This is a genomic window from Photorhabdus hainanensis, from assembly GCF_018448965.1.
Taxonomy (GTDB): domain Bacteria; phylum Pseudomonadota; class Gammaproteobacteria; order Enterobacterales; family Enterobacteriaceae; genus Photorhabdus; species Photorhabdus akhurstii.
Map to the genome: position 1 here is coordinate 251,038 of NZ_RCWD01000001.1, position 23,225 is coordinate 274,262.

Genomic DNA, 23,225 nt, shown 5'->3' on the forward strand with positions numbered 1-23,225 from the left:
TGATATCGATACAGCGTTTGGTGATTGTAAAACGATTCAGGGATTGTGGATTTGGTTAATATTAAAGTTGAATAATATTCCACTTATCACCGGATTACCCGGAATGTGAGGATAAAATGAGATTAAAATGGTTATTGCTATTATTAGGTGTGATTATTATGTCAGGTTTAGGTGTGATGGTAATGCAGGGTGCTAATGCAAATGAACCGAGGTTGTATATTCGCAGTTTATTCGATATCCAATATTCCTTTTGTGACATCAAAACCAATGGCGTAACGGGAATGGATAATCGAAACTCAGCCCGGCGAGGTCGGGGATTTGGTACTGCCAGTACGGCTTCCATGTTATTTATGACAAACGGTGAAAATGAAATCAGTCTGGAATTTGGCGCATTGGGTTGGTTTTCCCCGGATAAGCTATCAGATGAAATCCGCAACCACTTTAATCCTGAAGCCAAATGTAATCTGGAATTGACGGCCATGCGTGGTGAAAAGAGCGAGGTGCTGACCGCAATTGAAGTAGCGATAGATAAAAATGGTCAGCCTGTGGCAATAACACCCGCAAATGAAGCGAAATATGCTGCTATTAGTACACCAGTGGTGCGTCATACGATTCAGGCAGAAAACGTAGAGGCTGGACATGAGGATAAAGGCTATTTTGATATCCGAACATTTCCACCTGATATGACTTTATATCGGTTTAGCCGAAATGTAAAAATCAGTGGCTTACCTGATTGGGCATGGGAGAAAGCAACCCCTTATACTGATACCCCGGAACAACGTCAGCAATTGCAGCAGGCTTATATGGCTGCCTGGCGGGCCTATAACGCTAAAGATTTGAATACACTCCGTGATCAACAAAAAGTTGCGCTCAAAGCCTGGGCTTGGGCTTCCGGTGAAAGTGAAGAGAGTGTTTTTGCTGATCAATCTGTTTACCATAATATCAAGATAAAAAGTTTCAAAATGAAGCCAATTAATTGGGATGACTACAGAGTGAAAATAATGAATCAGGGAAGAATGGTCAGGTTGGTGAATAAATCAGACCCAGAAAGTTCTCCAATATCTTACTATTATGTTGATGAGGAAGATGGAGAAACGGTTTTGGCTACTGTTGCGCCGATTTTTTCATTAATTAATGGCCGTTTTGTTCAGGTAATTTAATGGATAGCAATATCGGGTTATTTGACCCGATATTTTCTCTTGATGGGAAATGCAATAAAAGTCGGTAATATCGATACAGCATTTGGTGATTGTAAAACGACACTGGGATTGTGGGTTTGATTAATATTAAAGTTGAATAATATTCCACTTATCACCGGGTTACACCGGAACGTGAGGATAAAATGAAATTAAAATGGTTATTGCTATTGTTAGGCGTAATTACTATATCAGGGTTAGGTGTGGTAGTAATGCAAGGTGCTAACGCAAATGAACCGAGGTTGTATATTCGTAGCTTATTCGATATTCAATATGCTTTTTGTGATATTAAAACCAATGGCGTAACAGGAATGGATAACCGAGATTCAGCCCGGGAAGGGCGAGGGTTTGGGACTTCAAATACGGCCGCTATGCTGTTAATGGCAAATGGAGAAAATGAAATTAGTCTGGAATTTGGTGCGTTGGGTTGGTTTTCCTCAGATAAGCTATCAGATGAAACCCGTAACCGTTTTAATCCTGAAGCGAAATGTAGTCTAGAATTGACGGCTATGCGTGGTAAAAAAAGTGAAGTATTGACGGCAATTGAAGTGGTAATTGATAAAAATGGTCAGCCTGTGGCAACAACACCCGTGAATGAAGCGAAATATGTTGCTATTAGCACACCGATAGTACGTCATGTGATACAGGCAGAAAAAATAGAAGCTGGGCATATAGAGAAAAAGTATTTTGATCCGAAAGAATATCCACTCAATATGACCTTATACCGGTTTAGTCGTAATGTAAAAATCAGCGGCTTACCTGATTGGGAATGGGAGAAAGCAACCCCTTATACCGATACCCCAGAACAACGTCAGCAATTGCAGCAGGCTTATGTGGCGGTCTGGCAGGCTTATCAGGCAAAAAATTTGCAGGTAATTCGTGACCAACGAAAAATCGCGCTCAAAGCTTGGGCTTGGGCCACTGGTGAAAGTGAAGAGAGTATTTTTGCTGATCAGCCTATTTATAATAATGTCAATGCAAAAAATTTCAGGATGAAGCCAATTGATTGGGATGACTACCGGGTTCAGATAATGAATCAGGGTAAAATGATCAGACTAGTGAATAAATCAGATCCGGGAAGTTCTCCGGTATCCTACTATTACGTTGATGAGGAAGATGGGGAAACAGTTTGGGCTACTACCGCGCCGATTTTCTCATTAATTAATGGTCGTTTTGTTCAGGTAATTTAATGGATAGCAATATCTGGTTATTTGACCCGATATTTTCTCTTGATGGAAAATGCAATAAAAGTCGGTGATATCGATACGGCATTTGGTGATTGTAAAACGACACTGGGATTGTGGATTTGGTTAATATTAAAGTTGAGTAATATTCAACTTATCACCGGATTACCCGGAATGTGAGGATAAAATGAAATTAAAATGGTTATTGCTATTGTTAGGCGTGATTACTATGTCAGGTTTAGGTGTGATAGTAGTGCAAGGTGCTAATGCAAATGAACCGCGGCTGTATATTCGCAGTTTATTCGATATCCAATACGCCTTTTGTGATATTAAAACCAATGGTGTAACGGGAATGGATAACCGTAATTCGGCTCGGGAAGGTCGGGGATTTGGTACTGCCAGTACGGCTTCCATGTTATTTATGACAAACGGTGAAAATGAAATCAGTCTAGAATTTGGCGCATTGGGTTGGTTTTCCTCAGATGCATTATCAGATAAAGACCGCAGCCACTTTAATTCTGAAGCTAAGTGTAATCTGGAATTGACAGCCATGCGTGGTAAAAAAAGTGAAGTATTGACGGCAATTGAAGTGGCAATTGATAAAAATGGTCAGCCTGTGGCAATAACACCCTCAAATGAAGCGAAATATGCTGCTATTAGTACACCAGTGGTGCGTCATACGATTCAGGCAGAAAACGTAGAGTCTGGACATAAAGATAAAAAATTCTTTAATAGCCGGAAATTTCCACCCAATATGACCTTATACCGATTTAGCAGGAATGTAAAAATTAGTGGCTTACCTGATTGGGAATGGGAGAAAGCAACCCCTTATACCGATACTCCAGAACAACGTCAGCAATTGCAACAGGCTTATATGGCGGTCTGGCAGGCTTATAATGCCAAAGATATAAATACTCTTAGGGAACAACAAAAAATTGCGCTTAAAGCCTGGGCTTGGGCCACTGATGAAAGTGAAGAAAGTATTTTTGCTGATCAATCTGCTTACAGTGATATCAACGAAAAAGGTTTCAAAATGAGACCAATTAACTGGGATGACTACCGGGTTAAAATAATGAATCAGGGCAGAATGGTCAGACTGGTGAATAAATCAGATCCAGAAAGTTCCCCAATATCCTACTATTACGTTGATGAAGAAGATGGAGAAACGGTTTTGGCTACTGTCGCACCAATCTTTTCATTAATTAATGGCCGTTTTGTTCAGGTGATTTAATGGTGGCAATATCGGGTTATTTGACCCGATATTTTTTCTTGATGGGAACAGCAAAAGAAAGCTATTATCGGTTACGCAAGATAAAGACTAATTATGTTAATTCTGCCAGATATGGGGGAAGAAATATGGGTAATGCGGTAAAGATTGGTGATATTGGCACAGCGCATGATGATTGTGGAGCGACATCGGTTATTTCGGGATCGACCAGCGTGAAAGTTGATGGTATTCCTTTAGCTCGTCAGGGCGATAGTTTAGCGCCACATTCATCTCATTCACGCATAATTGCCGGTGGTTCCAGTACCGTTTTTGTTGATGGTAAACCTGCGGCGAGAACCGGTGATGCAGTGAGTTGTGGTGGAGTTGTGATTGGTGGTGGTAGCGTTAATATTGGTTAAGGAAAAAATATATTCTCAGTTAATATGCGCAGCGCCGTTTGTGATTGTAAAACCCCGGACCCTTATATTCACAAAATTAGTGTTAAAAGTCGGGAAATGGGTTTTTCATTATAATCAGATTGAATCGATAGGGGATATTTGAGTGGTTGATGAAGCGGGGGGTATACCGGCAGCAATTTCATTGGTGGGAAAACAGCAGGGTGAGATCTCACCCTGGTCGTATTGGTAACTTTTTACTAACTTTAATCAGTCGAGCATTAGTTGACTTATTCGGCAATCATATAAATCCGCTAATTTTTCAATCGTTGCTTTGCGTGGGCGATCTGATTTCTCAAACTGAGAAACGGCAGCTTGTTTTATACCCAGTTTTTCCGCTACCTCAGCTTGTGATAGTCCACGATAAATGCGCCAAGCGGCTTGTAGTGAAACTTCATCGTCTACCATGATAGAAGCGACTTCATGAGGAATAGTTTCATCGTCATTTGGTCCCGTTGTATAGGGAATAATTTGATAATTTTCATCATGATCCGCAGCTGCCAACAGTCTTTCGTACTCGTCCATTGGCAAAATAACGGCTTGTTTTTTGCCGTGCTCGTCTGTAATAAATTGAATACTAGCCATATTCTTTTGCTCCGTATGTTTACGTAGTTACGTAGCCCTTAGAGGTAAATGGTTAAATGGGAAAATTCACCTATTTGTTAATAGGTTTTTATCTGGCGTCGCCTAATTTCCTGAATTTCTAGGATATTAGGTTTTCCATCCAGTAATTCAAACAAAACCCGATAATCGCCAACTCTGAGCCTATGTCTGTTATCGAATCCTGATAATTTTCTGATATCCAGACCAACAAGAGGAAAATCTGTTAGCGAACTCACCTTTTGTTTTATCGTCTTCTGATATCGAGTATCGATCCTCGTTAGCTGTTTGATTGCAGCCTTAGACCAAATGACTTTAACCATTTCTTTCCCTATTTTAAAAGAGCATATCCGCTTTGGATACTCAAAATATAAGTATTTATTCTTATGTCATCAAGGGAAAGTCTTATATTTTAAGAAGAAAAATAAGGTTTCGCCCAGTAGAGTTCAATTTTTTATGATGAAATCAGATATAAATTTTATGATGATTGGAGTTTATTTTTTAATAAAATTCTTTCTCTGTTTTAAATGTGATTATAGAAATGAAGATTAGTTTCTATTTGTTTTTTTATATTGATTTTATTCCTAATTAAATTAAAGGGATTTACCCCTTAAATAAAAGATTGTTGTTTATACCCATTATCTTTCAAGCTGCCTCTTTGTTGTTTGCACTTGCTCACCCCAGTCACATAGTTCGCTATGCTCCCGGGGATTCGCTCCCTTGCCGTCTCGATGCATCTTGAAATCCATAGAGTATATATGTTTATTTCCTCTGCTTTCTTTTCTTTTTCTTGGTATTATTTTTTCTTTCTATTTTTGAATGTCTCTGGCGCATGGCGTCATCCTCTTCAGCCAGTTCAAACACGGCTTCTTTATTAATAAACCAAAAAGACAAACAGGCTGTTTGGACAATAATCAAGCTCCAGAACAGGCGGATAATATCGTTTTTAAAGATTAAATAAATGACCGCGACACAGAGTAAATTAATAAAAGCAGAGGTTAATAGACTGATAGCCAGTGTCTGAATAACCTGGCTAATTACCGGTATTCGAGCAAAGGGAATTAGGCATAACATTGCACCCACAGGGCCGAAAATCGCCGTGACGATTAAAATACCCGGATTACCACGGATGGCATCAACAAATCCGAATAAATCAAATGGAATGGTAAACATGGGTTTTATCCTTGCATGGGGTTCAGCATTGGGCTAGGTTTATATCTTAATATCCGGGCGAAAATGATATTGGGAAACTGCCGGATTCCGGTATTGTAAAGAGTAACACTTTCATTAAAGAATTCACGTCTGTCTGCAATCTGATTTTCCAGCAGAGTGATCTGCGCTTGCAAATGTTGAAAAGATGGCTGACTGATTAGGGCCGGATAGTTTTTTGCAATTATCAGAAATGACAGCAACTGGTGTGCTAATGTATTACCTATTTTCACTTTTTCATCAGTTATTTTTGCACTGGGGTAGTTTCTCCTGACTTCTGATAGTTGCAGAAAGAGCGATTTTTCATGGGCCATTGCTTGTTCTGTTATCGTGATAAGCTGAGGAATTAAATCAACCTGTTTTTTCAGTAAAATATCAATATTGGCAAACGCTTTATCCCGGTATCTTTTTAACATAACGATTTTATTAAAAACGCCTACGAGATAACGAACCGCGATCATCAGAATGACGGCCAGAATAAGAAAAGCGAGAAGATATCCACCCATTGCTGTTATCTCTAAAATAGCCATTTCAATAATGGAGACTCACGATAAAAAACCGTTAAATGATGAGACTGATATTCATAAGGAACGGTCAGAATAAAGGCAATCAGGATTGCCGCGCTAATGACAGTAATTGCAAGATTACGGCGCATTGGCGCAACTTCATTCCAGGCGCCCAAATATCCCTTAGAGGCAATCCCCAGTAATCTGTGAGGAGCCGCCTGAGTAATAATAACTTGATCGTCTTTTTCAATAGCTGTACCAATAATTGAATACTCTTCATTTGGAAATAACAAATACTCTTGGTAAGAAACGGAATTGGTTTCATAATCCTGATAGGAAGAAAAATTCACAAGTGTCAACGTTTCTGGAGTTGCATCAATACGGACTGATCCTGAATCATCGGTTAAAGTAAACCGACGGATTTTTTCTTCCGAATGACGTAAAGAATAACGTTTATCGCCTTCTGAATCTTCTGTGATATCATATTCATAATAGCGATAGCCATAACATAGCTTTCTACTCAGAGGGCTTTTAAAGTGAGTTCCCGCTGTTATTCTTCCTTCTACTTTTACCAAGCCCATAGCGATTGAGCGGATTTTTGATGTGGGCAAAATTTTCTGAAATTTAAGGAATTTTTTTTCCGGTGTTGTTTTCAGACCGTTATAGATAAATAGTAATAAAATTAAGCCAAATAAGGCGCCGGGTGAAACAAAAAAGGCAATCAGAAAAATGGCAATAGCCGCCGAGCCTAAAATTACTTTCCAAATTTCCTTGCTGGCAAATTTACCGGACTGCCGTGCTTGTCTATAATACTCTGCCGCGTTTTTCCCAAACGAAAAGATTAATACACAGGAGAAAACAAAAATAAAAAATATCATAGTCATCATAAGGTTTACCATCTGATTTATTTAAACTTGATACCGTCATAGGCTTTTTCTGCCTGACTGATTTCTAACAAAGGCAGCCTCTGATAATGAAACATGCGGGCAAAAATCAGATCAGGGAATAGATAAATCGCCGTATTATACTCCGTTACTGCATCATTAAACATTTCGCGGCGATGAGCAATTTTATTTTCTAGATCCGTCACCGATGTCTGCAATTGTGAAAATTGGGAACCTGAAATCAATGTCGGATAGTTTTCAGCTACCGCCAGTACAGATCGGAATGCATTGCTCATTTCATTGGAGGCTTTGATTTTATCCGTGAGGGTATTGGCATTAAGATATCCCTGCCGTGCATCACTTAACCGAGTAAAAATATCACGTTCATGTTCCATAGACTTTTCCAGCACGGTCACAAGCTGCGGGATCTGTTCTGCACGCTGTTTTAAAATAACATCGATATTGGCAAATGTATTGCTTGTCTGCTCTTTCAGAGCAACCAGCCGGTTATAAATTGTGATCCCCCAGCCGATAAGTCCTACAGCAATGAGAGAGATAATAATAGTGGTTACTGTCATCTTTTTCTCCACGAAAATCCGGTTATATTTACTATATAAGTCATGCTCTCCCTGCTGACTGGGGTAGCCCCCCACTTGGTTTAACCTGCCATAATCATTTAGAAATGAGAATACAAGAGTATTAAGCATACTATATCGAGGACAGATTTAATTCAATAAATGCAATTTTTTAAAAGAAGATTTAATTGCATTTACTATGTGAATCTAAGAATCACATATATTAGAGTTTTTCTCCATTAATGGCGGACCAATGATAAGGTCGTAATTCACGTATAGTTTTAAATAACAGTTCGTTTTTCTCATTAGTTACCGCCGCTTTTACTGAGCCTCCCCAATGAACCAGAGGTTCTTGACATATTCCACAGGGTGACAGAATGATATATTCACAACCGGCATCTTCACGGTAGAGACATATAGAGTGCGTTACCGCTTCATTCAGTTTATGGGCTTCTAAATAGGCGCCTATTTCCATACAAAAGTAGAATCCCACCTTCGGGGTAGGGTTGAAGGTGAAGTCAGAACTAGTCGGCTTTATTTTTTCGCTTACAATTTCATTTTATCACTATTTTTCACAGTAAATCGTCATTTTGGTCATTAATTGACATACAGATGAATATGATTTTGACACTATTCCATACCGTTTAAATGTTGCTTAAATAAAGATTGATGTCAGTTGATGGTTATATAAAACCCTGGTTTGGCAGAAACACAGCGACTAGCGGAAAATGCCTACCCCAAAACAGGCGGCACCATTGAGGGGAAACTGTTCGTAACCAGCGATATTGATGTCACCGGCTGGATTGGCGGAACAACGCTACATGATCGCCATAGTGATGGGCGCTGGTCTCGGGTATACAGTGAGGCCCACAAACCTGAACCCCGCGAAATTGGTGTGTATTCGATTGGTGAATCGGACGGGCGTTTTGCCCTGAAAAAATCACATGACATGTTTTCGTGCGGCGGTGTGGACGTTGAGGCGGTGCATGATTGGGCGGGGATAAAATTAAAAAATGCGAATGGTTACTATGTTCAGTTATCTGCAACCCCACATGATAAACCTGAAATGATGACGGTGTATTACCGCGATAGTACCACTAAAACGCAATATTATGTCAGTCTGCGCAAAAAATCCGGTGTGGCCGCATTGGAATCGCAACTGCTCGGTGTGGGGCAACAATGGGTAGATGTGACATCATCACGCCGTAACGGTACGTGGTACACCAATGATACGGATAGGCCAATAGCTGTTTACGTTCAGAGTAAAAATACCAGAAATACAAACGGAGACTCGTTTAGTATGGGGGGTGAGGTAGATGGCGTTCGTGTTGGTTATTTTTGGGTGCCATTTGATAGCTCGGATCAGATGCATTCGTTTAGTTTTATCGTTCCGCCAGGTAGTCGCTATACGGTGAAAGCGGGATGGGCTAATGGTATATATGGCGGTATCCATTCCTGGATTGAGTTGAGGTAATCATGAAATACTACAAATCTACCGATAACAAAATTTACGCGTTTGCGTCCGACGGTTCTCAGGACGCGTGGATTGAACCGAGTTTCACCCTGATTACAGAGTCCGAGGTTGACGAAATCCTAAATCCACCGCCAACCTCAAAACAGCTACAGCAACGCGCTGAATCACAGAAACGGAGTTTACTATCACGTGCCTCAACTGTCATTACCCCGCTGCAATACGCAGTCGATCTCCAGATGGCGACGGACGCAGAACAGAGCAAACTGACAGAATGGAAACGGTACTGTGTCCTCCTAAACCGTGTAGACTGTTCGACAGCACCAAGCATTGACTGGCCTAAAGCGCCAGAGTAAAAATTAGGGGCACGAAGCCCCTATATTTATTTGGGCTGCTCAGGCCATTGGATATCGGGGGCGGTAGCGCAATCCACCCGATTGAGCAGTACTCGATATTTGCGCCATGCGGTTAATGCGGATTTTTCGGCGTCAGTTGCCATATCTAAATCGACGGCATCCTGATAAATATCAATTTTGGCTCTGGCGGTATCCAACAATTGCCGTTTCTGGGACTCAGCCCGCTGCTGCAATTGCTCAGGCGTTGGCGGTGGGATATCAACCCAAACAGGACGCCCTGCGTTGTCCGCGCCTAATCGTTTTCCCTCCGGTGGATTGGTCATCCAATACGTATTTTTTTCCGCGGCGGTCATTTCTACGGCATTTTCCGGCCATGAGCCGGCATCGATATAATCCTGTTTCATCGATGCCGAGTAGAACCCTAGAGGGTTTGCTAAAAAATAAATAATCATAGCCCTCCCCTTAATAACCAATAGCAATATAACGAAAATCTAGTTGGTGGACGCCGCTTTGATTCTTCACTCTGAATGAACGCCGCGTATACGTTGACTGGTTGATGGTTGCCGTTGCGGGTAGATAGGTCGCACTGTGTTGCATACCCACGACAACCAGCGCCTCATTCAAAAACGAGGTTGGGAACATCACCGTTTCTATTTGTTCAGGTGAAACAATTTTACTGCCCCATTGAATAACGAACCCGCCCGGCAATTTCTGATAACCTGATACAGAACGTAGAAACTCGAATTCCCCCATATCGGGGATTTGCCCCTGGCCAATTCCGATTGTTCGGTAGGCTGCGTCAGCTAAACCCAAATGACGCACAAACGCGGGTTTGTCTGGAATATCTGCTCCATTTGAGTATTTATTCAGCGCATCACCAGCCAGTCGCTGGGTTTCTGCTAAACCGAGGTTTTTCACGAACTCATTTTTATCAGGAATGTCTGCGCCGTTTCGGTCTTTTGCCAGTTTATTATTAGCATTATCATTTATATCGGAAGCCAGCTTCTGCGTTACCGCGAGTGTGTTACTATCGCCTGTCTTGTTAGTAAGTTGAACAATCCCTTTTTGTGTTAATGAGGTACTGGGAATTTCTGTTGTGATTTTTTTCTCTAACGCACTATTTAATTGGGCCGTGAGTTTAGCTATATCACCATCATCCAGAACATCATCTCCTCCGGAGTGTGTTGCGATAAAATTAGCAACAACAGAGGATATCGTGGACGACTGACGTAACACCTTATTTAATTCATGAGTAGTCACATTATCTGGCGGAAACCCATTTTTTAAACTCCGGCTTTCTTCATATCTTTCTTGGCTCACTACATTTGCATTATTACTGATAGAAAAGGCTTTAAAATCATTCTGGGGCTTGAGACTCATGTTTTTTCCTTAAATTATATATTATTGTTTCATAAGCAACATATTGAATTATGGTAGATGATTTATCATAATTCGCGTTAATTATAGTTTAATTCACAAAAGGAATAATTAAATGTTCTTATAGCTCAGATGGTTAACTATTTTTGTACAGTTGGTAATAGTAAATAATCTGATATTTTGCAATCAAAATATACCCAAGATACTTAATGCTATAACCATAGAAATTAAAAATCTGCACTTCTTTTGATAATTAGAATGCTTAGAATCTGAACGAATTAAGCTTTCCGATGAGTGTCTATTTTGTTGAAAAAAGAAAATACAACTGTGATACTGAATATTAACTATAAGGAATACTTAAAAATAAAAGAAAATAACTAAGTTAAAATAAATCACATATATTAGAGCTTTTCTCCATTAACGGCGGACCAATGATAAGGTTGCAGTTCACGTATAGTTTTAAATAACAGCTCGTTTTTCTCATTAGTGACAGCCACTTTTACGGAGCCTCCCCAATGAACCAGACGTTCTTGACATATTCCACAGGGCGTCAAAATGATATATTCACAACCGGCGTCTTCACGGCAGAGACATAAAGAGTGTGTTACCACTTCATTCAGTTTATGCGCTTCTAAATAGGCGCCAACTTCCATACAAAGGGATAAGGCGTCATTTTTGGTATCAGGGGCGATGCTGGTTAAGATTTTGCCCGATTCTGTCCGTACCGCAGCTGCTCCACCCCATCCTTTAGGGTATCGTTTTTCAATTAAGTTAACTGCGGCATTATGTAACTCTTGTTCTATATTCATCAATTTACTGCTCTAGTCCAATTAGCTTATTTTCTTTTTCTGTGTTAATAATATCTTTGAAAAAATAAGTTTTTAGCCGTGGTTGAAAGTCTGTTATATAACTAAAACGCGATTTTCTCTTGCTTATAGGTGAAATTTTACAACATTAAATAGTACGATTTATATAGTATATAATACTTAATGGGTTTTGGGAGTGGTTTTGATTTTAAATAACCATTCCACTTATAATGACTGCCAGCCGATTAAATAATTCACTAAACATACGCTCGGTAAATGGCGCTAACATCGGGATTAAAAGCGTGAGTACCAATATACCGGTAGTCAGTGTTAACGGAAAACCGACCACAAAGATGGAGAGTTGTGGTGTCATCCGGTTTAAAATCCCCAATGATAAATTCAGTGTTAATAACAGCGTAATTAATGGCAGAGCCAGCATCATGCCGTTGATAAATATCATACTGGCGCTTTGTGCTAGTAGTAAAAATCCTTGGGCGCTGAGTTGCAATGGTTGTACGGGAATAATGCGGAATGTATCTGCCAGAACCGATAATAGCCATAGATGACCGTCAAAGGCCAGAAATAACAGTAAGGTCAAGAGGTTAAAGATTCGTGCCAAAATAGGCATATTGGGGCCGCCGGAGGGATCAAAAAAGGTCGCGAATGAAAGCCCCATCTGTAAACCAATTATTTCACCGGCGTGACGCACGGCGGCAAAGGCAATTTGCATCGTCAGGCCAAGGGATGCCCCAATCAGGATTTGCTGGAGCATCACCCAGAATGCCGCAACAGAGAAAATAGGCACTTGCGCAGGTTGCAGGTTTGGCATCAAAAGCAGTGTTACCATCACTGCCAGCCCGATTTTGACTTTCTTAGGCGCCTGTTTTTCACTGAATAATGGCGCAGTGCTGAACAGCGCAAGCACCCGAACCAGCGGCCAGAAAAATTCACTGACGAACTGGATCAGCATCTCACTGTTAAAAGCGATCATAATTAGCCAATTATCACCGGTATGCTGCTGTAGAGTTCACGCATGTAGTCCAGAAATAGGTTTAGCATCCAAGGTCCGGCGATAACGGTAGTGACAAATACCGCCAGAATTTTGGGAATAAATGAGAGTGTCATTTCGTTAACCTGTGTTGCCGCTTGCAGCAAGCTCACGATTAAACCACATAATAAAGCCGCTAACAGCAACGGCGCAGCCAGCGCCAGCGCGACTTTCATGGCTTCTGTTCCCAATGCCATGACTGATTCAGGAGTCATAATGTTTGCCTCTTTTCAGGTCAACCGTAAAAACTTTGTGCCAGAGAACCCAATAGTAATTGCCAGCCGTCAACCAGTACAAATAACATGAGTTTGAAGGGCAGTGAGATGGTGGCGGGGGGCACCATCATCATCCCCAATGCCATTAATACGCTGGCGACCACCAGGTCGATAATCAAAAATGGAATAAACAGCGTAAAACCAATTTGGAAAGCGGTTTTCAATTCGCTGGTGATAAATGCCGGCATCAGTACTCGCATAGGGACAGAATCGGCAGTTTCAAACGGCGGTTGATCAGCAAGACGAGCAAACAGCGCTAAATCGTTTTCCCTTGTCTGACGCAACATAAATTGCCGTAATGGTTTGGCGCCATTTTCTAATGCGGTTTCCAGGTTGATTTTATCTTCGCTGAAAGGCAGATACGCATCTTGATAAACTTTATCGAAAACCGGTGACATAATGAAAAACGTCATAAATAGCGCCAGTCCAAGTAAAACCTGATTAGGCGGTGCCGATGGGGTGCCTAAAGCATTCCGCAATAAACCCAACACAATAATAATGCGGGTAAAACTGGTCATCATAAGCAAGGCGGCGGGAATAAAAGTCAGAGCGGTAATGAAAACTAACGTCTGAACCGGTAGTGACCAACTTTGTCCGCCGTTTGCCAGCGGTTGACTGATTATGCCCGGCAACTGTGCTGCGGCATCCATCGGTAAAATAAGCGCAGTGAGTATCATCCCCAGGCGGCATGACAATGCAAACTTATCCCTTGTCATAAAGAGAGAACTACTTTTTCTCATCATTCTTGCCTTGTCGCATCAGCGTGTTTTTTAAAATCTGACCAAACAGTGCCGGTTTTATAACTTGTCCTTCGGTGTTATCCCGGCTGGATTCAGGTATTGGCATCTGGTGTAATAAATTAATTTGCTGAGCAGTGACACCCAGAACCAACCAGTTATCTTCAACTTCTACAATGACGACACGTTCACGTTGTCCCAGAGAACAACTGGCTTTGATACTTAATTGTTGCTGGCTTTTTCCTTTGTTGGCAAACAGCCCCATGCGGCGTATTAACCAAGTGAGGGTGAAGATTAACAGCAACACTCCCGCCAGCGCGCTGCTGACTTGCATCAGCGTCTGACCTGCGGGAAGCGGCGCGGATGTGGCGACTTGAGTAACCGCTTGGGTTTGCGCGGCAGGTTGTGCCGCGCCATTATGCAGAGAGGGCTGGAAAGCCATATTAACGACTCAGGCGACGCATACGTTCAGAAGGGGTGATGATATCGGTGATACGAATACCGTATTTATCGGATACAACCACAACTTCACCCTGAGCAATCAGATATCCATTGATTAAAATATCCAACGGCTCCCCGGCAAGGCCATCAAGGGAAACCACGGAGCCTTGAGATAGTCTCAGTAGCTGTTTGATGGTCATTTTGGTCCGGCCCAATTCTACGGATAATTTGACCGGAATATCCAGAATCAGATCGATATCCGATAGGTGAGCCAGTGCATCCTGAGGCTCCAGAGATTCAAATATTGCCGCGCTGCTGTCCGAGGTTTGTTGTTGCGCGGCCTGTTGTTCCAGAGCTTCTGCCCACATATCTTCGGCAGATCCGGTTGCAGCGGTATCTGTGGGTTGCTTAGCATCACTCATTGGGCTTTTCCTCATCCAGAGCATTTAAAACAGGGTTAATAAGATGTTCGACACGCAGGGCATATTGCCCGTTTAATGTTCCGTACTGACTGGTGAGTACGGGCACGCCATCGACGTGAACGATCAGGCGTTCGGGTTTGTCAATCGGTAAGATATCGCCCGGTTGAAGTTGCAGGATTTTTGACAGCCTCAGCGGGATATCAGCAAAGTTAGCGATCAATTCCAGCTCTGAATGTTGAACCTGTTTTACCAGACTTTCCCGCCACAGGCTGTCTTCTTGCCGCACATTGTCCAGCGGTGGATTGGTCAGGCGTTCCCGTAGGGGTTCGATCATGGCAAACGGAATACAGATGTTGAATTCACCACTCAATGCGCCAATTTCCACTTGAAACGGCGTTGTCACCACAATATCGTTCGGTGATGTCGTAATGTTGGTGAATTTCACCTGCATCTCAGAGCGAATGTACTCCACTTCAATTTTGAAGATGGCGCTCCAGGCGTCACGATAGGAATCCAGCGCCATGCGTAACATCCGGTTAATCACTCGTTGCTCAGTATGGGTGAATTCACGGCCTTCTACTTTGGTCGGGAAACGTCCGTCGCCACCAAACAGGTTATCTACCGCGATGTAAACCAGACTTGGGGCGAATGCAAACAGCGCTGTCCCTCTCAACGGTTTTAGATGAACCAGATTAAGGTTGGTCGGTACTGCCAAATTACGGGCGAATTCATGATAGGGCTGAATTTTTATTGCGCCGACGGTAATGTCAGGACTACGGCGGAGCATGTTAAACAACCCCATCCTGAACTGACGGGCAAAGCGTTCATTAATAATTTCCAGTGCTTGCAGACGTTCCCGAATAACACGGCGTTGGGTATTGGGATCATAAGGGCGAACCTCATTTTCCCTGGACGCGGTATTTTCTGCGTCGTCACTGGCGCTGTCGCCATTGAGCAGAGCATCAATCTCTGCCTGTGAAAGAATATTGTCACTCATGGTGATTATCGCAGAATAAACGTGGTAAACAGCACATCGGTGATGACCTGATCCGGCTCACCGGGCACCAAGGTTGGGAGAAGTGTTTGCTTGATGTCGTCCATCAGACGCAATTTACCGCTGTCGTGCGCCAGATCGGCCGATTTCTGGCGTGATAGTAGTAACAACATACGACTACGAACTTCCGGCAGATACTCGTGGAAGCGCTGACGAGTTTTTTCATCGGCTAAACGTAAAGTCACGCCGATATAGAGCACTCGGTCAAAGTGATCTTCATTGTCGATCAGGTTGACGGTGAAAGGCTCCAGAGTCATAAAGACAGGGACTGCTATGGCTTTGGATGCTGTGGAATCACTCTCTTTTGCCTGTTTAAGCGCCCACCAACTGTATCCCCCGATGGCGGCGCCGATAATGGCAATCAGTATTAACAGTATCATCCCAAATGGATTTTTGCGTTTATGCTCGTAGCTATAGTCAGACATGGACAGACAAGTTCCTGTTTTTGTTGCGGATAAGTGTCCTCGCGTTCCGTGGCGGACTGACTTATCCATCAATATCGATGATTATTATCCCGCGTATTTCCGTCGGCAATAGCTGGAACAAACGGGGAAAAAACTACTAACTCGTTCGTTTGTTGTGAATCTGGTTTATACCCGTTATCTTTCAAGTTGCCTCTTTGTTGGCTGCACTCACTATCAGGCGAAAATGTCCACACCGCCCCGTACTGACGCCAGTTGATGAGGGGTTAAATGTACAGTGGATTCAGTAGCGGAGTGGTTTTCTGAGGTGGTATCAGCATTGTGACTTGCGGTTCCGCCTGAATGTTGTGAACCAGAGCGTTGTTCTTGTTGCCACGGACTGGCGTTATCACTGCCGACACTGCTTTGGGTCAGTTGAATGCCGCTTTCCGCCAGTGCGTGGCGAAGTCCAGGTAATGCTGCTTCCAGTGCTGCACGGACATGGCTGTGAGCCGATGCCAGATGTAATTGCGCTTGATTATCTTCAATGGACATACGGATTTGCAATGCGCCTAGCTCTTGTGGATGCAGGCGCAACTCTGCCTGTTGCAGACCGTTGCGATTGAACAAAATAATTTGCTGGTTTAATTGTTGTTGCCACTCTTCACTACCCAACTGGGCATTCAGTAAAGGGGTAGAGGCGCTGGATAATTGAAACTGGGCTGTCTGATTGTGCCCTGCGGAGAGTAGGGGAGAGGTTGTTACAGAGGAGATTTGCTGATTTTCAGTGGCGGTTGGTGCGTGCTGGATCTCAGTTTGAGCGGTGGTCTGAATCAGTGCGGATTCGCGTGGGTGATTTTGCGTTGCATTTTCAGGTTGAATGCCGTGTTGAATAGCTGCTGAGGCAAGCTTGGATTTTACTGGCGAATGTTGCGCCGGTCCGTTTTCAGGTTTGGCTTTAAAAGGCATTTCCGCTTTTTCTGCTTCCTGTTTTAGCTGTTCTGGAATCGCTGTCAGAGGGTTTTCCTCGGTCGATAATCCTGTGGCGACTAATTCTTGAGCGCTAATTTGACGGTTTTTATCATTATGCTTGATGAGCCTGTCAGGTTGGAGGCCGCTTTTCGGGTTTTCTGATTTGATGGCTAACCCGGATAATTGTATGGGTAAACTTGCCGCCAGCTCTTCCGCTGACATAAGTTTCTCATCAATGGAAACCAGTTGTTTGTTTGCATCGGCTTTTACATCAAGGGGAATCTGCGAGGAGGTAATAGACTCCGTTGGTATTTCATGTGGGATAGATAATTCGTTTGAGATCGATAGTTCATTTGAAATGGATAGTTCGTTGGAAATAGATAATAGCGGCGACAAACCGTTGTCTGTATCATCTTTAGTCTTTTCTTCCTTGGATGACGCTTTTTCTGGTTTGACCGCACCTTTTTGCGCCAGTTCATTTTCCAAATTAAGAAACTGAGCAAAAGCCGAAAGCTGATCGGCATCAGTGAGTGAATCACTACGTGCTGGTTGGTTTTCTGTCGGTTTCAGGTCGGCAGGCAAAAGAGTGAGGTTCATTATTTATTTCTCCGTTGTGCGCTACGTTGGGCATACTCATCCATCTGTTTCTGCTCCGTTCTGTTCTGATGTAATCTTCGGTTGTTATCCGCCCGTTGTTGCAAAGTATCGAAGGCATTGAGGCGCTGTTGTTTTTCCCGCCATTGTGATAAAGCGGTATCAAGACGCTGTTGCCATTGATTGAGCTGTAATTTGTGCTGCTCAATCGCTTTTTCCAGCGTTTTCATGAATTGCTGATAATTTTGCCAGGTGGTGCACGGCATACCGTTACTCAACGTATCGTTCAGGCGTTCCCGATACTCATCCTGATAGCCCATCAATGTTGTGAGTTGTTGCTCCATTTGCTGATGGTTCTGACGAACTTGCGCCAGATGAGTGGCGGCTTTTTCCACTGCGTTTTGTGCAAGTTCACGCAAGGTCATGAGAGGTGATTGTTGCAGCATCTTATTCCTCGCTTTAATGGCAACACACAGAAAATCGTTACGTTATGTAGGTAACAACTGTTGTAATTGAATGCAGGCCGCTTCATATTCACTACGCTCTTCAATATCTTGCTGTAGAAATTGCGCCATGTAGGGATAAAGCTCAATGGCCTTGTCCAGTAGCGGATCACTGCCTGCCGCATAAGCACCGACGTTAATCAGATCACGGTTACGCTGATAGCTTGCGAGTAGCTGTTTGAACTGCTGTACCCGTCGGTAGTGTTGCTTATCAATGAGTGAGGTCATCGCGCGGCTGATAGAGGCTTCAATATCAATGGCCGGGTAATGTCCTGATTCTGCCAGCGAACGGGAAAGGACGATATGACCATCCAGAATTGCTCGGGCAGCATCGGCTATCGGGTCTTGTTGATCATCACCTTCGGTGAGTACGGTGTAAAACGCGGTAATGGAACCGCCACCGTTTACCCCATTCCCTGCACGTTCCACAAGCGCTGGCAGTTTGGCGAAAACCGAAGGCGGATAACCTTTGGTTGCCGGAGGTTCGCCAATGGCCAGGGCAATTTCACGTTGCGCCATACTGTAGCGGGTCAGTGAATCCATAATCAGCAATACATGTTTACCCCGGTCACGAAAATCTTCCGCGATACGAGTGGCGTAGGCAGCGCCTTGCATGCGTAACAGAGGCGAGATATCGGCGGGTGCGGCGACAACCACTGAACGGGCTAAGCCAGCAGCGCCAAGGATGTTTTCAATAAAGTCTTTAACTTCGCGGCCACGTTCACCGATCAAGCCAACGACAATCACATCAGCCTGTGTATAACGGGCCATCATGCCAAGCAGGACACTTTTACCGACCCCGGAACCAGCAAATAATCCCATACGTTGCCCGCGACCTACGGTCAGCAGGGCATTAATCGCTCGCACGCCGACATCCAGTACGTCACTGATTGGTGTACGTTGCAGAGGATTGATTGGCGGTGTGGTGAGTGGGGCGCGATAGCCGGTATCCGGTGAAGGAAAACCATCCAGTGGACGACCGGCGCCATCCAAAACTCGTCCTAACAGTTCCGGGCCAAGGGGTAACTGGCGACCACTGCCGCAATCTTCACTGTACGGACGAGCGTATACCCGGGCGCCGGGTACAATCCCTTCCAGATCTTCAAGCGGCATCAGTAAAAGTTTTTCGCCATTAAAACCGACAACTTCACTTTCAACTTCTTCAATATTGCTGCCATTTTGTCGCTCAATCAGGCAGGTTGCTCCAAGAGGCAGATGTAAACCTGTTGCCTCCATAACCAGCCCGGTCGCTCTGGTCAGACGCCCATAACGACGAACCGGCGAAGTTTTCGCTAATTTCTTCTCAAAAGCATCCAGTGTCGCCAGCCAGCGCCCGAGTCTTGCTGTCATTACAATTCCCCCGGTGCGGCCAGCCTACATAACTCATGCCAGCGGGTTGCCAGACTGGCATCTAAATCGCCTTCCTCTGCGCTGATTTTACAACCGCCAGGATGTAGTTTGTTATCTGCCAGTAAGCGCCAGCCGTGTAGTGAGAGTGTGTTGCCTAATTGTTGCTCAACCATTGGCATATCTTGTGGGTGAACCCGCAATTGGGGTTTACCACTCAACATTGGTTCCTGTTGAATAAATTCACGGATCTGATTGAGCAGGGCAGTGCCATCACAGATCGCCGGTTGGCCCAAGATCTGTTTTGCGGCGGTCAATGCTAGTTGCATCAAGCGGGATGCAATGATCGTGTCCAGTCCTTCCAGTGAATGTTGGAAATCCGCTAGCAGATTTTGCCATTGCTCGGTGATAGGTTGCTGCTGCTGAATAGCCTCTTTTCGTCCCTGTTCCAGACCGGCTTCTAAGCCGACCTGATAGCCTTTTTCATAACCTTGTGCTTGACCTTCGCTAAATCCTTGTTCATGGCCTGCCTGGCGAGCCTGTTCTTTCAGGTTATCCAGCATTGCCGCTTGTTCAAGGATTTCATTACGCTCAGAATCTTGCTGTGAGTCATCAACGGGTTCTGGTTTGGCCCGCAGTTTTTCCCACTGTGTCAGCTCGTTTGGTTTCCAGGGTTGCCAGTCAGCCTTGTTTAACTTATCAGACATAGCTATCGTCGCCGCCATTCAGGATAATCTCGCCGCTTTCTGCCAGACGACGAACAATAAGCAGAATCGCTTTCTGTTCGCTCTCCACTTGCGACATCCGCACCGGACCACGGTTTGCCAGGTCATCGCGCATAATCTCTGCGGCACGTTGAGACATATTGTTGAGGAAATGATCGCGCAGTTGCTGGTTGCAGCCTTTCAGCGCAATGAGCAGGGAGTCAGTGGTGATTTCCTGCAACAGGCGCTGGATACTGCGGTCATCCACATCGATAAGGTTTTCGAACAGGAACATTTCATCGATGATTTTTTGTGCCAGTTCGTTGTCGTAGGCGCGCATAGCTTCGATGACATTCTCTTCCTGCTGGCTTTTCATCAGGTTGATAATTTCAGCCGCGGTACGAATGCCGCCCATTTTGCTACGCTTGAGATTCTGGCCGTCCAACAGGTTATTGAGCACTTCTGTCAGTTCAGCCAGCGCCGCCGGTTGTACGCCACCGAAAGTGGCAATACGCAGCATGATGTCGTTGCGTAATTTGTCATCAAACAGCGCAAGGATATCGGCTGCTTGTCCGCGGTTTAAGTGAACCAGAATGGTGGCGATAATCTGTGGATGCTCTTCACGGATCATATCGGCTGCCATTTGAGGCTCCATAAAGTTGAGGGTCTCAATACCGGTGGTGGTTTCACGGGATTCGAGAATATCCTCAAGCAGACTGGAAGCGCGTTCCTCGCCTAGCGCTTTAATTAGCACCGAGCGCAAATAGTCACTGGCGTTGATACTCAGTGCCGCATACTGACCGGCATCTTCTTCAAATTCTGCCAAAACATCCACCAGTTGTTGGTTAGAGATTTGGCGCATACCAGCCATTGTGATACTGAGTTGCTGGACTTCCCTGGAGTTCAGGTGTTTAAACACCTCGGCCGCTTGATCTTCTCCCAGGGTCATTAACATGACGGCGCTTTTTTCTGTTCCGTTCAGGCTCATTGTTCGTTACTCATCCATTGACGGATCACCAGCGCCACTACGCGAGGATCTTTTTCTGCCAGCTCGCGAATGCGTTGGCTTTGAATTTCAGCACTGACTCGTTGACGTGTCAGTTTCTGGCGCGTTTTTTCATCCATTTCCGCGCTAGATTCAGTCACTTGTCTTTTCTGAACTTTCTGTGCTTCGAGGGCGGCTTTTTCCGCGGCGCGTTTTTTAGCAAGTTGAGGAACCACCATTTTGCGCCACAGCAGCCATGCCGCCAGAATCAATAGCAGGTAGCGGCCAAAATCGAAGGCTTTTTCCAACAGAATTGGGTTCTGCCAGACAGGAATAACCTCAATATTTTCTTTGCTTTCAGTAAATGGCGTGTTAACCACATTCAAGCTATCGCCACGCTCTTTAGAAAAGCCCATCGCTTCTCTGGTCAGCGCTTCTATTTTTGCCAATTGTTCAGGGGTTAGCGCCTGAGTTTCCGGGCCGTTTTTGCCTTCCACCGTGACATAATTGACGACAACGGCGACGGATAAGCGTTCAACACCGCCCGCTTGCTGTTGCACATGGCGAATAGTCCGGTCCACTTCATAGTTTGTGGTTTCGTCACGGCGGTTATTGCGATTATTGTTCACCATGCGCTCATTACTGTTACTAGCAGATGATGCTTTCTTATCGCTCTTGTCGTTTTTATTGCCATCTTTGGCATTTGGTTTATCAATCGGCGCACTCGGTGGCGGGCTAGGCTGATTGGAAAGCGCACCGGGAATACCGCCAACCTGAGAGCCGCCGCTCTGCTCGCTTTCACTCAACTGTTTTGAGCGAACCGCAGCCTGATTAGGGGGTTGGTTCGGTTTATATTCTTCCGCCGTCTCTTCACGGCGTGAAAAATCCACCTGTGCCGTCACTTGGGCGTGAATGTTACCACGACCGACAACCGGGGTTAGAATCGCTTCGATACGATGCTGGAAACGATTTTCCACTTCCTGAATGTATTTCAGTTGACTGGTATTCAGATCGCGACCGGTGGCGTCGGCTTGGGTCAACAGACGTCCGGTCTGATCAACGATGGTGACATTGCCCGGCGGTAAGCCGGCGACACTGCTGGAAACCATATGGACGATGGCGTTTATCTGGCCTTCATCCAAAGTACGGCCTTGCAGTAATCCAACGGTGACGGAAGCTGAGGGCGATTTCTGTTCACGGACAAACAGCGAGGGTTTGGGAAGTGCAAGGTGAACACGGGCATTTTGCACCGGCCCCAAAGATTCAATGGTGCGTGACAGTTCACCTTCCAATGCCCTTTGGTAGTTAACTTGCTCACTAAATTGGCTGATGCCAAACTTTTCTTTATCGAGTAGTTCGAATCCAGCAGCTCCACCCTTAGGCAACCCTTGTTGCGCCAATCTTAGCCGTGTCTCATGCACCTGTTCGGCAGGGATCATGATCGCAGCGCCATTTTCGGCAAAACGGTAAGGGATATTTAATTGGGTTAATTGGGTGACAATATCGCCACCATCTTTATCGCTCAGATTACTGTAAAGCACCCGATAATCGGGGCTGCGTAACCACAGGAAAAGGGCAATGACAATCGCAACGGCTGCGCTGCCGGCAACTAATAATGGCACTTTAGGATCAGCTTTTATCTGGTTAATGATAGCACTGAAACCTTTAGTTTGATTTTCAACGTCGGTTGTTGCGGCACTCATAGACGATCCTTGCCTTGCTGTTCAACATGAATACTAAAAGCGTGGCGTAACAAAACAGACTCCCCATACGCAAGCGAAAAAATTCTTCCTATTTTCAGTTTTGTCATTATTCGCTGTTCACTCATCTTTTAATGGCACAATAAGCCCTGACTTTTTACTTTAATTACCCGCTTTAGATCGAGAGGGCTATGTTAGGGTGGCGGTCTGAAAATA

29 protein-coding genes are annotated in these 23,225 nt (G+C 44.3%); 6 read left to right on the forward strand and 23 right to left on the reverse strand.

What is annotated here, in order from left to right:
* Window positions 1-116: 116 nt before the first annotated feature.
* The 4 genes from EAE92_RS01105 to EAE92_RS01120 all read left to right on the forward strand — a co-directional run bounded on the left by EAE92_RS01105 (window position 117) and on the right by EAE92_RS01120 (window position 4,006).
* Window positions 117-1,160 carry a hypothetical protein gene (locus EAE92_RS01105; protein ID WP_214066737.1) on the forward strand — a complete coding sequence of 348 codons (1,044 nt, stop codon included), beginning with the start codon at window positions 117-119 and terminating at the stop codon, window positions 1,158-1,160.
* 182 nt (window positions 1,161-1,342) lie between these two features.
* A complete protein-coding gene (locus tag EAE92_RS01110) occupies window positions 1,343-2,386 on the forward strand; it encodes a hypothetical protein (protein WP_214066738.1) in 1,044 nt (347 codons plus the stop codon).
* 181 nt (window positions 2,387-2,567) lie between these two features.
* Window positions 2,568-3,611 carry a hypothetical protein gene (locus EAE92_RS01115; RefSeq protein WP_214066739.1) on the forward strand — a complete coding sequence of 348 codons (1,044 nt, stop codon included), beginning with the start codon at window positions 2,568-2,570 and terminating at the stop codon, window positions 3,609-3,611.
* A gap of 125 nt (window positions 3,612-3,736) precedes the next feature.
* Complete coding sequence (locus EAE92_RS01120) at window positions 3,737-4,006, forward strand: type VI secretion system PAAR protein (RefSeq protein ID WP_036783358.1); 270 nt, start codon at window positions 3,737-3,739, stop codon at window positions 4,004-4,006.
* A 246-nt stretch (window positions 4,007-4,252) separates the two neighbouring features.
* On the opposite strand, the gene EAE92_RS01125 is transcribed toward EAE92_RS01120, so the two are convergent.
* From EAE92_RS01125 to EAE92_RS01155, 7 genes are all read right to left on the reverse strand, one after another.
* Window positions 4,253-4,627 carry a helix-turn-helix domain-containing protein gene (locus EAE92_RS01125; RefSeq protein ID WP_214066740.1) on the reverse strand — a complete coding sequence of 125 codons (375 nt, stop codon included), beginning with the start codon at window positions 4,625-4,627 and terminating at the stop codon, window positions 4,253-4,255.
* Window positions 4,628-4,704: 77 nt separating this feature from the next.
* Complete coding sequence (locus EAE92_RS01130) at window positions 4,705-4,965, reverse strand: type II toxin-antitoxin system RelE family toxin (protein ID WP_110087127.1); 261 nt, start codon at window positions 4,963-4,965, stop codon at window positions 4,705-4,707.
* Window positions 4,966-5,404: 439 nt separating this feature from the next.
* The gene (locus tag EAE92_RS01135) at window positions 5,405-5,815 is read right to left on the reverse strand and encodes a hypothetical protein (protein WP_040152459.1); all 411 of its coding nucleotides are present in this window, start codon (window positions 5,813-5,815) and stop codon (window positions 5,405-5,407) included.
* 5 nt (window positions 5,816-5,820) lie between these two features.
* Window positions 5,821-6,357: a LemA family protein gene (locus tag EAE92_RS01140; RefSeq protein ID WP_036807477.1), complete on the reverse strand. Its 537-nt coding sequence runs from the start codon at window positions 6,355-6,357 to the stop codon at window positions 5,821-5,823.
* A gap of 11 nt (window positions 6,358-6,368) precedes the next feature.
* The gene (locus EAE92_RS01145) at window positions 6,369-7,244 is read right to left on the reverse strand and encodes a hypothetical protein (protein ID WP_214066741.1); all 876 of its coding nucleotides are present in this window, start codon (window positions 7,242-7,244) and stop codon (window positions 6,369-6,371) included.
* A 17-nt stretch (window positions 7,245-7,261) separates the two neighbouring features.
* Complete coding sequence (locus EAE92_RS01150) at window positions 7,262-7,819, reverse strand: LemA family protein (RefSeq protein ID WP_036807480.1); 558 nt, start codon at window positions 7,817-7,819, stop codon at window positions 7,262-7,264.
* A gap of 220 nt (window positions 7,820-8,039) precedes the next feature.
* Complete coding sequence (locus tag EAE92_RS01155; protein ID WP_214066742.1) at window positions 8,040-8,291, reverse strand: cytidine/deoxycytidylate deaminase family protein; 252 nt, start codon at window positions 8,289-8,291, stop codon at window positions 8,040-8,042.
* A gap of 225 nt (window positions 8,292-8,516) precedes the next feature.
* Here EAE92_RS01155 and EAE92_RS01160 point away from each other — a divergent pair, with 225 nt between their 5' ends.
* Together EAE92_RS01160 and EAE92_RS01165 are read left to right on the forward strand one after the other, a co-directional pair.
* Window positions 8,517-9,290, forward strand: coding sequence for a hypothetical protein (locus tag EAE92_RS01160; RefSeq protein ID WP_214066743.1), 774 nt, complete (start codon window positions 8,517-8,519; stop codon window positions 9,288-9,290).
* 2 nt (window positions 9,291-9,292) lie between these two features.
* Entirely contained in the window at window positions 9,293-9,643 is a 351-nt protein-coding gene (locus EAE92_RS01165) for a tail fiber assembly protein (protein ID WP_214066744.1), read from the forward strand.
* 26 nt (window positions 9,644-9,669) lie between these two features.
* On the opposite strand, the gene EAE92_RS01170 is transcribed toward EAE92_RS01165, so the two are convergent.
* From EAE92_RS01170 to fliF, 16 genes are all read right to left on the reverse strand, one after another.
* On the reverse strand, window positions 9,670-10,095 hold the full coding sequence (locus EAE92_RS01170; protein WP_214066745.1) for a tail fiber assembly protein: 426 nt from the start codon (window positions 10,093-10,095) through the stop codon (window positions 9,670-9,672).
* A gap of 10 nt (window positions 10,096-10,105) precedes the next feature.
* Window positions 10,106-11,023, reverse strand: a complete 918-nt coding sequence (locus tag EAE92_RS01175) for a phage tail protein (RefSeq protein ID WP_214066746.1) — start codon at window positions 11,021-11,023, stop codon at window positions 10,106-10,108.
* Between the two features lie 398 nt (window positions 11,024-11,421).
* On the reverse strand, window positions 11,422-11,829 hold the full coding sequence (locus EAE92_RS01180; protein ID WP_214066747.1) for a cytidine deaminase: 408 nt from the start codon (window positions 11,827-11,829) through the stop codon (window positions 11,422-11,424).
* A 205-nt stretch (window positions 11,830-12,034) separates the two neighbouring features.
* Window positions 12,035-12,817 (reverse strand): flagellar biosynthetic protein FliR, encoded by a 783-nt coding sequence (gene fliR, locus EAE92_RS01185; protein ID WP_214038969.1) that lies wholly within the window; start codon window positions 12,815-12,817, stop codon window positions 12,035-12,037.
* A gap of 2 nt (window positions 12,818-12,819) precedes the next feature.
* Window positions 12,820-13,089: a flagellar biosynthesis protein FliQ gene (gene fliQ, locus EAE92_RS01190; protein WP_011146199.1), complete on the reverse strand. Its 270-nt coding sequence runs from the start codon at window positions 13,087-13,089 to the stop codon at window positions 12,820-12,822.
* Window positions 13,090-13,109: 20 nt separating this feature from the next.
* On the reverse strand, window positions 13,110-13,826 hold the full coding sequence (fliP, locus tag EAE92_RS01195; protein WP_214066807.1) for a flagellar type III secretion system pore protein FliP: 717 nt from the start codon (window positions 13,824-13,826) through the stop codon (window positions 13,110-13,112).
* A 49-nt stretch (window positions 13,827-13,875) separates the two neighbouring features.
* Window positions 13,876-14,328 (reverse strand): flagellar biosynthetic protein FliO, encoded by a 453-nt coding sequence (fliO, locus tag EAE92_RS01200; RefSeq protein WP_110091309.1) that lies wholly within the window; start codon window positions 14,326-14,328, stop codon window positions 13,876-13,878.
* Between the two features lies 1 nt (window position 14,329).
* The gene (fliN, locus tag EAE92_RS01205; RefSeq protein WP_011146202.1) at window positions 14,330-14,749 is read right to left on the reverse strand and encodes a flagellar motor switch protein FliN; all 420 of its coding nucleotides are present in this window, start codon (window positions 14,747-14,749) and stop codon (window positions 14,330-14,332) included.
* Complete coding sequence (gene fliM / locus EAE92_RS01210; protein WP_046395727.1) at window positions 14,742-15,746, reverse strand: flagellar motor switch protein FliM; 1,005 nt, start codon at window positions 15,744-15,746, stop codon at window positions 14,742-14,744. The genes fliN and fliM overlap by 8 nt, the downstream gene beginning before the upstream one ends.
* A 5-nt stretch (window positions 15,747-15,751) precedes the next feature.
* The gene (gene fliL / locus EAE92_RS01215; protein WP_214066808.1) at window positions 15,752-16,228 is read right to left on the reverse strand and encodes a flagellar basal body-associated protein FliL; all 477 of its coding nucleotides are present in this window, start codon (window positions 16,226-16,228) and stop codon (window positions 15,752-15,754) included.
* 213 nt (window positions 16,229-16,441) lie between these two features.
* Window positions 16,442-17,773 carry a flagellar hook-length control protein FliK gene (locus EAE92_RS01220; RefSeq protein ID WP_214066748.1) on the reverse strand — a complete coding sequence of 444 codons (1,332 nt, stop codon included), beginning with the start codon at window positions 17,771-17,773 and terminating at the stop codon, window positions 16,442-16,444.
* Window positions 17,773-18,216 carry a flagellar export protein FliJ gene (gene fliJ / locus EAE92_RS01225; RefSeq protein ID WP_214066749.1) on the reverse strand — a complete coding sequence of 148 codons (444 nt, stop codon included), beginning with the start codon at window positions 18,214-18,216 and terminating at the stop codon, window positions 17,773-17,775. Before fliJ ends, EAE92_RS01220 begins: the two co-directional genes overlap by 1 nt.
* 42 nt (window positions 18,217-18,258) lie before the next feature.
* The gene (fliI, locus tag EAE92_RS01230; RefSeq protein ID WP_214066750.1) at window positions 18,259-19,623 is read right to left on the reverse strand and encodes a flagellar protein export ATPase FliI; all 1,365 of its coding nucleotides are present in this window, start codon (window positions 19,621-19,623) and stop codon (window positions 18,259-18,261) included.
* Complete coding sequence (gene fliH / locus EAE92_RS01235) at window positions 19,623-20,327, reverse strand: flagellar assembly protein FliH (RefSeq protein WP_214066751.1); 705 nt, start codon at window positions 20,325-20,327, stop codon at window positions 19,623-19,625. The genes fliI and fliH overlap by 1 nt, the downstream gene beginning before the upstream one ends.
* A complete protein-coding gene (fliG, locus tag EAE92_RS01240) occupies window positions 20,320-21,312 on the reverse strand; it encodes a flagellar motor switch protein FliG (RefSeq protein WP_036783277.1) in 993 nt (330 codons plus the stop codon). Before fliG ends, fliH begins: the two co-directional genes overlap by 8 nt.
* Window positions 21,309-23,012, reverse strand: coding sequence for a flagellar basal-body MS-ring/collar protein FliF (gene fliF / locus EAE92_RS01245; protein WP_214066752.1), 1,704 nt, complete (start codon window positions 23,010-23,012; stop codon window positions 21,309-21,311). The genes fliG and fliF overlap by 4 nt, the downstream gene beginning before the upstream one ends.
* Window positions 23,013-23,225: the final 213 nt, after the last annotated feature.

Bases quoted from the DNA above. Each gene is read 5' to 3' on its own strand.
- EAE92_RS01105 (WP_214066737.1), top strand. From the start codon at position 117: ATGAGATTAAAATGGTTATTGCTATTATTAGGTGTGATTATTATGTCA.
- EAE92_RS01110 (WP_214066738.1), top strand. From the start codon at position 1,343: ATGAAATTAAAATGGTTATTGCTATTGTTAGGCGTAATTACTATATCA.
- EAE92_RS01115 (WP_214066739.1), top strand. From the start codon at position 2,568: ATGAAATTAAAATGGTTATTGCTATTGTTAGGCGTGATTACTATGTCA.
- EAE92_RS01120 (WP_036783358.1), top strand. From the start codon at position 3,737: ATGGGTAATGCGGTAAAGATTGGTGATATTGGCACAGCGCATGATGAT.
- EAE92_RS01125 (WP_214066740.1), bottom strand. From the start codon at position 4,627: ATGGCTAGTATTCAATTTATTACAGACGAGCACGGCAAAAAACAAGCC.
- EAE92_RS01130 (WP_110087127.1), bottom strand. From the start codon at position 4,965: ATGGTTAAAGTCATTTGGTCTAAGGCTGCAATCAAACAGCTAACGAGG.
- EAE92_RS01135 (WP_040152459.1), bottom strand. From the start codon at position 5,815: ATGTTTACCATTCCATTTGATTTATTCGGATTTGTTGATGCCATCCGT.
- EAE92_RS01140 (WP_036807477.1), bottom strand. From the start codon at position 6,357: ATGGGTGGATATCTTCTCGCTTTTCTTATTCTGGCCGTCATTCTGATG.
- EAE92_RS01145 (WP_214066741.1), bottom strand. From the start codon at position 7,244: ATGATGACTATGATATTTTTTATTTTTGTTTTCTCCTGTGTATTAATC.
- EAE92_RS01150 (WP_036807480.1), bottom strand. From the start codon at position 7,819: ATGACAGTAACCACTATTATTATCTCTCTCATTGCTGTAGGACTTATC.
- EAE92_RS01155 (WP_214066742.1), bottom strand. From the start codon at position 8,291: ATGGAAATAGGCGCCTATTTAGAAGCCCATAAACTGAATGAAGCGGTA.
- EAE92_RS01165 (WP_214066744.1), top strand. From the start codon at position 9,293: ATGAAATACTACAAATCTACCGATAACAAAATTTACGCGTTTGCGTCC.
- EAE92_RS01170 (WP_214066745.1), bottom strand. From the start codon at position 10,095: ATGATTATTTATTTTTTAGCAAACCCTCTAGGGTTCTACTCGGCATCG.
- EAE92_RS01175 (WP_214066746.1), bottom strand. From the start codon at position 11,023: ATGAGTCTCAAGCCCCAGAATGATTTTAAAGCCTTTTCTATCAGTAAT.
- EAE92_RS01180 (WP_214066747.1), bottom strand. From the start codon at position 11,829: ATGAATATAGAACAAGAGTTACATAATGCCGCAGTTAACTTAATTGAA.
- fliR (WP_214038969.1), bottom strand. From the start codon at position 12,817: ATGATCGCTTTTAACAGTGAGATGCTGATCCAGTTCGTCAGTGAATTT.
- fliQ (WP_011146199.1), bottom strand. From the start codon at position 13,089: ATGACTCCTGAATCAGTCATGGCATTGGGAACAGAAGCCATGAAAGTC.
- fliP (WP_214066807.1), bottom strand. From the start codon at position 13,826: ATGATACTCACTGCGCTTATTTTACCGATGGATGCCGCAGCACAGTTG.
- fliO (WP_110091309.1), bottom strand. From the start codon at position 14,328: ATGGCTTTCCAGCCCTCTCTGCATAATGGCGCGGCACAACCTGCCGCG.
- fliN (WP_011146202.1), bottom strand. From the start codon at position 14,749: ATGAGTGATGCTAAGCAACCCACAGATACCGCTGCAACCGGATCTGCC.
- fliM (WP_046395727.1), bottom strand. From the start codon at position 15,746: ATGAGTGACAATATTCTTTCACAGGCAGAGATTGATGCTCTGCTCAAT.
- fliL (WP_214066808.1), bottom strand. From the start codon at position 16,228: ATGTCTGACTATAGCTACGAGCATAAACGCAAAAATCCATTTGGGATG.
- EAE92_RS01220 (WP_214066748.1), bottom strand. From the start codon at position 17,773: ATGAACCTCACTCTTTTGCCTGCCGACCTGAAACCGACAGAAAACCAA.
- fliJ (WP_214066749.1), bottom strand. From the start codon at position 18,216: ATGCTGCAACAATCACCTCTCATGACCTTGCGTGAACTTGCACAAAAC.
- fliI (WP_214066750.1), bottom strand. From the start codon at position 19,623: ATGACAGCAAGACTCGGGCGCTGGCTGGCGACACTGGATGCTTTTGAG.
- fliH (WP_214066751.1), bottom strand. From the start codon at position 20,327: ATGTCTGATAAGTTAAACAAGGCTGACTGGCAACCCTGGAAACCAAAC.
- fliG (WP_036783277.1), bottom strand. From the start codon at position 21,312: ATGAGCCTGAACGGAACAGAAAAAAGCGCCGTCATGTTAATGACCCTG.
- fliF (WP_214066752.1), bottom strand. From the start codon at position 23,012: ATGAGTGCCGCAACAACCGACGTTGAAAATCAAACTAAAGGTTTCAGT.